The sequence below is a fragment of the Tardiphaga sp. 215_C5_N2_1 genome (assembly GCF_052076055.1).
In the GTDB taxonomy this organism is placed as follows: Bacteria; Pseudomonadota; Alphaproteobacteria; order Rhizobiales; family Xanthobacteraceae; genus Tardiphaga; species Tardiphaga robiniae.
In genome coordinates this window covers 5,095,066-5,107,082 of sequence record NZ_CP197240.1, presented here as the reverse complement: position 1 = coordinate 5,107,082, position 12,017 = coordinate 5,095,066, and the positions used below count along the sequence as shown (strand labels likewise).

The 12,017-nt window shown below is 56.6% G+C and carries 8 protein-coding genes; 5 read left to right on the top strand and 3 right to left on the bottom strand.

Annotated elements, in window-relative coordinates:
- The first annotated feature begins 474 nt into the window (after positions 1-474).
- Positions 475-2,076 (top strand): GMC oxidoreductase, encoded by a 1,602-nt coding sequence (locus AB7828_RS24215; RefSeq protein ID WP_441231385.1) that lies wholly within the window; start codon positions 475-477, stop codon positions 2,074-2,076.
- Positions 2,077-2,315: 239 nt separating this feature from the next.
- A complete protein-coding gene (locus AB7828_RS24210; protein ID WP_441231384.1) occupies positions 2,316-3,656 on the top strand; it encodes a UDP-glucose dehydrogenase family protein in 1,341 nt (446 codons plus the stop codon).
- A 36-nt stretch (positions 3,657-3,692) separates the two neighbouring features.
- On the opposite strand, the gene AB7828_RS24205 is transcribed toward AB7828_RS24210, so the two are convergent.
- From AB7828_RS24205 to AB7828_RS24195, 3 genes are read right to left on the bottom strand one after another with little or no spacing between them, the layout of a single operon-like run.
- Positions 3,693-5,219: an oligosaccharide flippase family protein gene (locus AB7828_RS24205; RefSeq protein ID WP_441231383.1), complete on the bottom strand. Its 1,527-nt coding sequence runs from the start codon at positions 5,217-5,219 to the stop codon at positions 3,693-3,695.
- Between the two features lie 53 nt (positions 5,220-5,272).
- A complete protein-coding gene (locus AB7828_RS24200; RefSeq protein WP_441231382.1) occupies positions 5,273-6,220 on the bottom strand; it encodes a class I SAM-dependent methyltransferase in 948 nt (315 codons plus the stop codon).
- 28 nt (positions 6,221-6,248) lie between these two features.
- On the bottom strand, positions 6,249-7,496 hold the full coding sequence (locus tag AB7828_RS24195) for a glycosyltransferase family 4 protein (RefSeq protein ID WP_441231381.1): 1,248 nt from the start codon (positions 7,494-7,496) through the stop codon (positions 6,249-6,251).
- 484 nt (positions 7,497-7,980) lie between these two features.
- Between AB7828_RS24195 and AB7828_RS24190 the strand changes: the two genes are divergently transcribed.
- The 3 genes from AB7828_RS24190 to AB7828_RS24180 all read left to right on the top strand — a co-directional run bounded on the left by AB7828_RS24190 (position 7,981) and on the right by AB7828_RS24180 (position 12,015).
- Entirely contained in the window at positions 7,981-9,453 is a 1,473-nt protein-coding gene (locus tag AB7828_RS24190) for an undecaprenyl-phosphate glucose phosphotransferase (protein WP_441231380.1), read from the top strand.
- 71 nt (positions 9,454-9,524) lie between these two features.
- The gene (locus tag AB7828_RS24185; RefSeq protein WP_441231379.1) at positions 9,525-10,691 is read left to right on the top strand and encodes a glycosyltransferase; all 1,167 of its coding nucleotides are present in this window, start codon (positions 9,525-9,527) and stop codon (positions 10,689-10,691) included.
- On the top strand, positions 10,681-12,015 hold the full coding sequence (locus AB7828_RS24180; protein WP_441231378.1) for an O-antigen ligase family protein: 1,335 nt from the start codon (positions 10,681-10,683) through the stop codon (positions 12,013-12,015). The genes AB7828_RS24185 and AB7828_RS24180 overlap by 11 nt, the downstream gene beginning before the upstream one ends.
- Positions 12,016-12,017: the final 2 nt, after the last annotated feature.

Genomic DNA, 12,017 nt, shown 5'->3' with positions numbered 1-12,017 from the left:
CTTTGCTCCGTCGAAATCGGTCGCCGGCCCCGGGCATGAAGCCCATGACGCACTACATCCTGCGTCAAGCAATCGACATGCCAGAGCTGGCCTCACTATTGCATGAGTAGTTCATCTCGAGCTTGAGAGGTGCGTATGCCGGACCGTAGCTGGGAAGACGAGTCTCGCTCGTCAGGCTGGCGCGAGTTTCACTGCGCAGCATGCGGAAGCCCATCCATTCGGATCCCGAAGGTCCTCAGAGAGGATCAGGAAGTCAGATGTCAGCGCTGTGACTTCGTCGTCTCGACGTGGGGTAATTTTAGGACTTCGATCGAAAACAATATTAGCTGAGACAGAGTTTCTGCCGATAACGCCACATGACTCCCGCGAGAGCTTTGCGGCATTCTTCTTGCACTACATTCTTGGGGCTATTTTCGCATCCTTTTAAATCCATTGTATCGCGCTTGCGCGATGCGACTGAGCGTGGACGAGCGAATGTCTATTCGAGACCTCCGCGACGCAGAGATCGACGAGACGAAGTTTGCACAGATATGTGTCATCGGAGCCGGCTTTGCCGGTTTGGTTGCATCGCTGCGCATGGCCAGGCTGGGCTATTCCGTAATCCTTCTTGAAAGCGGTTATCAGACGGTCGAGTCTGACATCAACGAGTTGAACCGCGCGGACACATCGACGACGTCATATGCCGGCGCCATGACGGGACGGATGCGCGGCCTTGGCGGCACATCGCGCTGGTGGGGTGGCCGCCTTCTTCCACTGACACCGCACGACACGGGTCCACGGCCGCATCTGTCGCTGGATGGCTGGCCGTTTCCGATCCACGAACTCGATATCTATACGACTGAGATCGAGCGCTTATTCGGTCTGGACAACAGCGCTTTCGAGGGCGACGTTCTTGACAGCTTGGACCCCGATACTGTCATTCCGCGGCGCGATCCGGATATCCAGATCCGCCTGCCAAAATGGCCAAACTTCCGGCGCCGAAATATCGGCCAGCGGCTGAGGCGGGAGATCGCACGCAGTTCCGGTCTCCAGCTCTATCTCGGAGCAACCGCTTGCCGCCTGCAAGTCGACGAAGCGACGGGTCGACTGACCTCGGTCGAGGCACGTTCGCTCAGAGGCCGCAAGCTTCAGGTCAGGGCCGATCAGTTCCTGATCTCAGCTGGCACGATAGAAACGACGCGCCTGCTGCTATTGCTAAATTTGCAGACACAATATCGCGCATTCGAAAACTGCCGTGCACTAGGCCATTATTTCCAGGATCATATCCGGCTCGAAGTCGGGCGCCTGCAGCCTGGAGACGATAGTCGCGTAACCCGCCTGTTCGGTTACGACTACTGGGGGAGTACTCGCCGAAAGCTCTACTTCCAGCTCAGTGACCAGGCGCAGGATATCAATGCCGTCGCCAGCGCCTATGCCGAAGTGCGCCTTCATATATCCGACGGAACGCCACTGGACATGCTGAGAGCCCTCGTTCGCGATTTCCAGCGGCACGAGATACAGCATTCGCTACGAAAGTTTCTTTATCTTTCGACAAACGTCGATTTGCTGAGGAGCCTTCGTCTCTGGCGCGCGCTGACGCAGAAAAAATTTCTACCATCGGCGGCCGAACTACGCCTCGATGTCAGGATCGAGCAAGTCCCCGTCTACGACAACCAAATTGCACTCTCGCAGCAGCGCGACAGCTTCGACGTTCCGCTACCCAAGCTGCAATGGGCGCCAGGCGAGACCGATCTCCGCACCTTCCTGCGGACGATTCAGTGCCTCCGCGATTTCTGGGTTCGTGCGGGGATCGAGCGGCTTTGTCCGGTAATCTGGAATCCGAACGTGATCGAGGGAACCCTGTCCCTCTCCGACTCTATTGACACTTCTCACCCGTCCGGCACGACACGCATGGGCACTATACCGGCAGATTCTGTCGTCAATCCGGATCTGCGATGCCATGCGGTCCCGAACATCTGGATCGCCAGCGCATCGGCATTCCCAACTTCTGGCAGCGCCAATCCGACTTTCACAATCATACAGCTGGCGCTCCGGGCGGCCGATGGAATCGTAAGGACAATGCTATCGGGAGGTTGACGTTGGCCATCCCCGCATATCCCGAAAGGAAGCCAACAATGCGTTTTCTTGTCACGGGCACAGCCGGCTTCATCGGCTTTCGCGTTGCACGTGAACTCCTCAAGCTGAGTCATACCGTCCACCGGTCCCGCGAATTGGCAGGGATTCTGCATATCAGGCTATGAGGTGCCGTTCGCGCGTCGCTTCAAATATGTGCAATTGCCGGACTTTCGTTTTCTCGAGTAAAAGAGGTTTGAACGATGGATATTACGGTAGTAGGTGCTGGCTATGTCGGACTGGTTTCGGCAGCCTGTTTTGCAGACTTTGGTCACTCTGTGACTTGCGTGGATACGGACTCCACCAAGGTCGAGAACCTCAAGATTGGTACCATTCCGATCTTTGAACCCGGACTGGACGACCTCGTCACCCGGAATATTTCCGCCGATCGATTGCGATTCACCACAAATCTCAAGGCTGCTGTCAAAGGCGCATCCGTCATCTTCATCGCCGTCGGCACGCCATCACGACGGGGCGACGGCCATGCGGATCTGAGTTATGTCTACCAGGCAGCGCGCGATATAGCGGGAACCGTCGATGGCTATGCAATCATCGTTCTCAAGTCGACGGTACCGGTTGGAACCGGTGATGAAGTCGAGAGCATCATCAGGTCGGCGCGACCTGATCTGCAGTTCTCGGTTGTTTCAAATCCGGAATTCTTGCGTGAAGGCGCTGCGATCGGCGACTTCAAGCGGCCGGATCGTATTGTCATCGGCACCGAGGAAGAGCGTGCACGGGATGTAATGAGCGAAGTCTATCGCCCACTGTTCCTCAACCAGTCGCCAATCTTCTTCACGGAGCGGCGAACTTCCGAGCTTATCAAATACGCATCTAACGCCTTCCTGGCCGTCAAGATCACGTTCATCAACGAGATCGCAGACCTTTGCGAGCTAGCCGATGCCAATGTCCAGGATGTCGCGCGCGGTATGGGGCTGGACAACCGGATCGGTCAGAAATTCCTGCACGCCGGCCCAGGCTATGGTGGGTCATGCTTTCCGAAAGATACGGCGGCCCTTGTCAAGACGGCGCAAGACTATGGTGGAGCGTTACGTATCGTGGAAACGGCCGCTGCCGTAAACGACCAGCGAAAGCGCGCCATGGCTCGTAAGGTCATTGCCGCCTGTGGCGGCTCCGTTAAAGGCAAGACGATCGGATTGCTGGGGCTGACCTTCAAACCCAATACCGACGACATGCGCGATGCTCCATCCATCGCGATCGTTCAGGCGTTGCTCGACGCCGGCGCGACGGTCAATGTTACAGATCCAGTGGGAATGGCGCAGGCCCAGGGGGTTATTAGCGGAGTGACGTTCTATCCGGATGCCTACACTTGCGCTGACAATGCGTCCGCCCTGGTTTTAGTGACGGAGTGGGATGCTTATCGTGCACTGGACTTCCCACGGCTTCGCGAGCTGATGCATCTGCCTATTCTGGTCGACCTCCGGAATGTCTACCGAGCGGCCGAGATCGAACGCCACGGCTTCATTTACAACAGCGTCGGTCACAAGCCTTCGCGACCCAAGTCTTTGCTTCGCGCCGTCAGCTAGATGGCAACATGTAGGCGCCTGGGCTGTCAGTCAGCCTCAGTCGACCGACACAACGGGCAGGCCAACCACCGGCCTGCCCGTCCGGATCTTGATCAGTGAGAATATTCTGCGCCGGGCCCAAACCAGATCCTCGCCGATGATCCGATCCGGCAACAGCGACATCGTCACCGCAAGAACGATGATTAGCGCCACTGCCCCCGCACCATGCGACAGAAGCCAGCCAAACCGTGAGAAGGACCAGATCACCGCGATGTCGGCGAATGCGCCAACGCCAGCGATCCCAACGGCGCGCACGTGCACGAAGGCGATGCTTGCCCAGCTGAGATTAACAAGACGCCGAGCCTGGAGAACACTCACCACGTAGAATATCCAGATTGCAGCAGTGAAGCCGCTCGCGACTCCGACCAGGCCGTGCGGAGATCCTACCAGCAAGCCAACGCTCACAAGGACAAGATAGAGCAATTGACGAAAGGCAACGCCGTTGAAACGTCCTTTGCTGAGCGCTAGTGACTCCGAGATTTTGTAGCTGGCGCGGCCTGAAAATGCCAGGAACAACACACTGGTCACGGGGATCGTGGGCAACCATTGAGAACCGAACAGGATACGAATGATCGGCTCGGCATGGATGGCGAGCCCGACGCCTATAGTGACGTAGATAGGCAGCAACACGGACAGCATGCGCCGAAAGAGCAACGTTACACGCTCGCCATCGTCCTGAACTCCCGACAAACCCGAGAACATGACCCGCTCAACCGTCGTGGAGAATAGTTGCGTTGCCATGGAGAATAGACTGCCGGCACGTGAGTAAAGCCCCAGTCCATCCGCGCCGAACAGTCGCCCGACGATGACATTCGGACTCGAAAGCGCACCCCAGTTCAAAAGCCCACTGGAGACGGAGGCGCGCCAGTCGCTGATGAAATTCCGATCTGTGATCCGCCATACGAATTTTCGAGGCGGACCGGCTGCACGACCAACCAGGACCAGCTCGGTCAACGCGGCGAGAATGCTCGGGATCACCAAAGCCCAAATCCCGAATCCCAGAGCGGCAAGCAAGATGGCTACGATGGAGTAGGCGAATATGCTCGATAACAGCGCGGCAACCGTGACCTCCCGATAGCGATGATCGCGCATCAGCAACCCGATGGCAGGCGCCGCCATCGCTTTGATTGGAATGATGACGACCGCAGCTAACAGCGGCCATTCGAGTCCTTCAATCCTGAAAAATCCGGCCACCCACGGCGATGCAGCGGCTGCCAAAGCTCCGAGCACGAGGCCAAATATTGCAGACAGACTGAAAACTGCATTTCTGAGATCAGCATCGACCTTTGTCCTTTGAATGATGGGAGAGACAAAGCCGCCCTCGGTCAGAGCATTGCCGAGAAACAGAACGACCGTGATCGCAGCCATCATGCCGAATTCACGCGGTGACATCAGTCGTGCCAGTGCCACTGACGACGCAAGCCCGGAGAGTGCCAACCCGAGGCGCCCGATCATCAGCCAGCCAACGCCGGTACCGAGCCTTCGTGTGAGGCTGCCGCCGGAGGATTCCCCACGCGCGTCCATCAGAGAAACGTCCCTCCAGTATCAACTGTGTTACGGTTCACGACGCCACCTCGCTAGCCCAGATAGATATCCGCTGGATGCAGTCGCGGCCGGACATTCCCCGAAAATTTAACGCCGAAAAAGAATGAGCCATTTGCACCGTCAATCCGCCGCTGCTCGGGGATAAATCGATCCAGCATGACGAAGGCCAGTCCCGGAGCTGCCAACAAATTGCCTAGCGTCTTTGATCGCGTGACCGCCCTCCAGAACTGACGAACGGCCCAGTAGAGCGAAAGACCAGGCCCACCGAGAGTGCCACGATCGATTGCCTCGAACTCGCGGAAGAGCAGCCGATGCCCGCTTTCGCTAAAACGCCAGAAATCATAGGCACCCTCGTGAACATGCTGCAGGAATGGTGTTTCCGCATAGACGAACCCGCCGGGCTTCAGTACGCGAACGATCTCGGAGACCACTCGGACAGGGTCCACGACATGCTCCAGCACGGCCTGAATGCAAACCAGATCGACACAGCCCGACATCAATGGGATCGAGTGAGCGTCGGCGACGAAGAGCGTATTATCGCTCGGATAGATGTCGAACGAGACGACGCGTAATTCGGCATCACTATAAAGCGCGTCCGCCCCCTCTCCCCTGGTTCCGCCACCAATCACCAGCACAACCGGCTTGGCGACACGCGCCTTGATCTCCGCCGCTACCCGCTTGTAGTTCCGTGCGCTTGTCGCCGTAGACACATAGAGACTTTTCGCGAACCGTCTGAAAAAAGAGTGTCGCTTCCTATCCAGAAGCGGGCGAAATCCCTCGCTGAAGTCCTCCGGTCGCGCCACGCTGGTGTTGAAATCAATTAGTATCGGTTGCCCATGAATGCGGCGGACGGCGTCTTCCGTTTGGACCGCTTCGCCGCCGCTGGTGCCAATAGCTTCCTTCAAGAATAACGGCGTCTCCAGACATTCAGGACGCCTGAGCAAATGGGCGATCTCGGTGAGGTTAGCCAACACGGTCACATCCCCTTTTCTGAGGGTTGAAAGATCACTAGGCTTGATTGACCTGAGATGTCTCGCGAGTGGTCCTTAGTCCGACAGAAGCGCCTGGCTCGGACAGGGCACGATAGAGTTCAACGTAGCGCATCGCGACTGACTCAAGATCGAACGTTCTCTCCGCGTGCTGGGACAGCCGCCGCGACCACTCCAACCAGACCGCGGGATCGAGTGCATAGGCCCTGCGAACGGCGACCGCGATATCGACTTCGCTACCGCTCACCGAAAACAGCGGATAATTCTCGAACGGAATCACGTCGCGCGCGCCGCTCATATCCGTAATGATTGGCACCACACCAGCCGCGAGCGCCTCCAGCAGCGCGTTAGAGAGGCCTTCAGAGCTTGAGAGCAGCAGCAGAAAATGCGAGCGGTGAAGAAGTCCGCTAACGTCCGTAATGGCACCGAGCAGCCGTACATCTAGCGGATTTCGCGCACTTTTCAATCTGGCTTCGATTGCTCCCCGTAAAGGTCCCTCACCGGCCAGCATCACCGATGTCCCCTTCGGCGCCGGTACGGACTGGAGGCCCGCAATCATCGACAACACATTCTTCTCGGTAGACAACCGCCCCACGAAGCTGAACACCGCCGCGTCTTTGACACTTGCGGCCCGCGCTTCCTGTGTCTCCTCAATACGCGCTGCGAAACGAGTGAGATCGACACCGTTCGGGATCGACGCGATTGCAAATGGAGATACGCCATGCGCCTTCAGATCGTCTTCGATCTGCTTGCTGATCGCAATGAACCGACTCGCATGCCTAACCACAAAATCGACACCGGCCTTCCCGAACAGATACTTCCTCCGTCCGATCACCACGAGATCGTTCTCTTCTCCGCCAACGCCCAACTTCAGGACCGATGGCAGCTTCAGGAACTTGCTTGCGACCGCGGCAACATAGGCATTGATCCGGAGCTGGTGCGCGTGAACGACTTTGATGTGCTGGCGATGCCAGGATAGCCAGAACAGCGCCTGAACCGCCCAAAGCAATGACGACAACAAATGGCGACCGGCGAGCTGCGGCGGCGACGGACACCAGAATCGGATCACTCGGATACCGATAGCAGCATCATCGAGAGCGACACCAGGTACGCGGCTCGACAAGACGATGACATTCTCTCCACGACCTTCCAGCGCCCGAGACAGGCTCAAGCACTGCTTTTCCGCGCCGCCCATGATCTCCACGAACTGACACGTGAGCATAACAACAAGGGACTGGCGATCGTCCTGCTTATGCCGCAACCACATAATCGAGTACTCCGACTCAAAGCAGTCGCTCAAAAACAAGCATACGCTATGCCAACTAATATCGACGCGAGAGCAAGCAAACCGCCGCACGAAAGACTGCGCAATACTTCATATCCTGCCGCTGCGATGATTAATGACGGAACTCTGGGCGCTGCCTTCAGAGCAATCGTAACGTCCACATCTTCGGCGGCCACTGGCGCGAAATCTCGCAGAGCATCCACAAGTTCTTCGCTACAGGTCATGTCACGACGGCGAACCTACGATTTTGAAAGCAAACACCGCTAAACTTTTAATCTTGACGTTAAGCGCCTTCGCAACCCTGAATAGGGCCAGGATATTTTCTTCTGAACTAACAATTTCTGACTATCAAGAATTACGCTCAACGACCTCGACTGCAGAACGATACAAAGCGACGGTCCCCATGCGGGGCTTCCATGCCGGTTCGACTTTCTATCTTTTTCAATGCAACGCGTCGGTAGCAACTATGGCATCGGTATCAGAGTTCCACGGGCCACAGCTTCTGTTCAAGCCCAGCCATCGAATTCCGTTATCGTATGAAGCGTGGGGCTACGCGCTGGCAATAAGCGACGCCTGCGCCATTGTCCTGACCGGCTGTATCTCCGTACTGACATACGCATACTTCTATTCGCACGCCCAGCTCCCAGTTTTCAGCGAATTACGCGCTCCGCTCGGCGCGAGCTTCGTACTCGGTGCTTTGTATCTCGCCTCAGCACATGCACGAGGGATATATCGCCCGTCATCACTGCTGCGAAACGGAACCACACTGACCAAGATACTGACAAACTGGGTAGGCGTCTTTCTCTTCGGCTCTTTGGCGGCGTTCTTGCTGAAGATCGGTGATCAATTCTCGCGAGGCGCTCTCGTTCTTTACTTCGTCACCGGTGCCGTAGCGCTCGGGATCGTAAGATATGCCGCAGGACGTCTTCTAACGAATGCGCTTCGCTACGGCGGCCTCAAGCGCAAGCGGATCGCCCTAATCCAGGATTCCGACCCGCACGCGCCACTGTCGACAACCAATGACATCATTCACTCTCTGTCACAGCATGGGTATGAGATTGTTCGATCTTATCCCGCCAATGATCTTGCGGGCACCTTGGGCCGGGACAGCGCGATCGCCCGCGACGACCTCCTCGATCTTAACCGCGACGGAAAACTCAACGAGATCGTCATTTGTGCTGGCGCCATGAATTCGACGCAGCTTACAAACCTGATGCATCAACTGCGTCGCATCCCGGTTTCCGTGAAATTCATCCCGCATAGCGAGCTATATTTCCTTCTGCAACGGCCATTGGTCGATATCGGAGCCGGCGTTGCTGTCGAGCTGCAGCGCCGACCGTGCTCCACGTTCGAACAGACCATAAAGCGCCTGATTGATATTGCTTTCGCCGGGGCTGGTCTACTCGCTCTGTGGCCGATGATGCTGATGATCGCGGTACTAATCCGCCTGGATAGCCCGGGACCCGTGTTCTTCGCACAAAGGCGCACTGGCTTTAATGGCCGTGTATTTCGGATCCTCAAGTTCCGCTCGATGACCACTGCAGATGACGGCAACGTTATCCGGCAGGCATCGCGCGGCGATGCACGCATTACCCGAATTGGTAGCTGGCTCAGATCGACGAGCATCGACGAGCTGCCTCAGCTGATCAATGTTCTTCGCGGCGAAATGTCAATCGTCGGACCTCGTCCGCATGCCGTTGCGCATGACAAGACCTACGGCAATTTGCTCGATAACTATGCGCTTCGCTACCGGATGCCGCCAGGCATTACGGGATGGGCGCAAGTCACCGGCTATCGCGGCGAGACGGCCACCACAGACCTTATGGCCAAGCGCGTAGAGCAGGATCTCTGGTACATCGAAAATTGGAGTCTGACTCTCGATATTAAGATTATCTTTCGAACTATCTACTCGGTTATGAAAATTCGCGATGTCTACTGATCTACGGGGACGCCGTTTAGCGTTCCTCGACCCGTTTGCCATTTTACGTTTTCTCTTCCGGAGAAATCGACATGTACAATACGAATCCGCATCATATTCTTCACATCATCACTCGCCTCGTTGCAGGAGGAGCTGATGAAAATACAGTCCTCAGCTGCAACCATTTTGCTCAACTGGGGCATCCCGTCACAATCATCTATGGTCACGACTTCGATCCGAAGATGATTGCTCGGTTGCATCCGGCGGTGAAAGCCATTCAGGTCAAGTCCCTGACCAGAAGCATCAGCCCGATGCGGGATCTGCGCGCCATGCGTACGATCCGGCGCCTGCTGTGGTGGCTCCGGCCGGACGTCGTACATACGCACACCAGCAAGGCCGGCGTCATCGGGCGCATGGCGGCAATGAACATCCCGAGTCTCGCCGTCGTTCACGGAATTCATATCCTCGCTTTCATCAACGTCGGCTGGCTGCAGCGTCAGGTCTATGTTGCTCTGGAGCGGGTCACCGCATCATGCACCCACGCTTTCGTCGATGTGAGCCCCGGCATGATGGAACTAGCGCTCGCGCATGGCGTCGGCACCCCCGATTTGCACTATATCGTGCCCAGCGGCATGGACATTGATGCCTTCCGATGCCGACAGCTGGAGCACGTGCGCATCGACACTCCGACGAGCCGTCCGCGCCGACGAGTTGTCTATCTCGCTAATTACGAACAGCGGAAGGCTCATCGCGAGCTGATCGACGGCATCAGCGAGCGAAGGGCACAGTTTGGCGACACGACATTCGTGCTGGCTGGTACAGGCGCGCTCGAAGACTCATTGAAGGAGCATGTGTCTAATCTCGGGCTACAGGAGACTATTGATGTGTGCGGTTATGTCTCCGACGCGCCCGCGTTTCTGGAGACGGCAGATCTGTGCATCTATTGCTCTGGCAGAGAGGGCCTGCCGCGGGCCGTCGTTCAATACTGTGCCAGCGGAAAACCTGCCGTTACTTTCGACCTGCCGGGCATCGAGGTGATTGTGAAGTCGGAGTATAACGGCGTGGTCTGCAAGCAGGGAGATTTTGATTCAATGCTGACCTCCGTCCGCAGCCTACTCGACGACCCGTTTCTTCTTGCCAGCATGAGTTCAAATGCAAAATCCATCGATCTGGAAAAGTGGTCGACTGCCAGTATGGGCGTGTCTCTAGAGACGATCTACCAAACTGCCATCATGCGAGCGCGGGCCATTGTACAATAGTTCCCTCAGAAGCCGATTTGAGATTACACCGCGAAGCATCGTCACGGCCGGCATCGTCTGTTCGCTCGGCGCACTTTTCATGGGCCTGGAGTTACGAACTCCGGCTGGCACGCTGAAGCCCATCGACATTGTCACCCTGGGTCTTATTGCACTGTATCTATGCACGACACATCCGCGTCACATCAGAGCAAGTGCAGGCCTGCTCCTTCTCGTCATGTTTTATCTGGTTTCGACGCTTCCGGCACTTTGGACCGGTGAGCTAGCTTACATCAGCAAGCGATTTTTGCAGATCGCAATTCTTATCTCTCTCGGAATTCTCATCTGCAATATCGATACGTCCGGCCTTCGACGTTGGCATTACCAGCTACTTCTCGGGCTTCTGGCCGCGACAATTGCATTCAACGTCATCTGGCATGTCTCACATGGCCATATCATTGTTTGGAAGCAACTAGGCGATCCAAAATCGGCCTTTCTGTTTCTCCCGATGTGCATCGCGATCGGCCTTGTGATCGGGGCGCTGCCGACCAACCGCTTCTGGCTCTCGATCTGGGGTCTGCTTTTTGTCTTGATCCTGATGTCGGCCGAGCGAAAGGCGCTGGTACCATTTCTGGCCGTCACACTCGCGGTATTTCTCAATATTCGGAACCTGGGCGCTCTCGTTCTGGCTGCCGCGGCGGGCGCTCTGGCCATGGTCTTTGCAGACATTCTGACCGACGGACAGATATCGCGGCGTGTCGGCAGTATATTTTTCGAGCAGGACCGGAATGAGATCTGGTACGCGATAGAAGGCGGCTTACCTTCCTCCATTAGCGATACCGCTCGCAGGCTTGGCACCGAAGTCGCGTGGGCGATGTTCTCCCAGAACCCGTTCCTGGGCGCAGGTACTGATGCAACCGGCAATTTCGCACGGACATATTTCGCAAACTATCCGCCGTATTTGCGGGCAGCCGTGCATAATGAATTTCTGCGCATGCTGGCTGAGAACGGAATTCTCGGTACTGGCATCGTACTTGCTGCGCTTGGCCGTTCGATGATCCTGAGTATTCGCGATGCCATCTGGATGCGGCGTCGCTTCGGCGACTATGCCTACATCCGAATCCTGTTCATCATGTTCATCCCAGTGCTGACCTACATGTGGTATGAAGGGTCCGGCACCGAGATGTTCGTGATCATCGTTTTGATTACTCTGATGCCGGACTTGCTACCCAGTATTGTCATGCGCGCGCGGATTTACGTGGAGCAACGTGTCGCGGTCGCTCGCGCGCAGCACGCGATCGAACCCGGAAAACAGCATCGGTATATCATGGAGAACCGGGCCACTTGAGC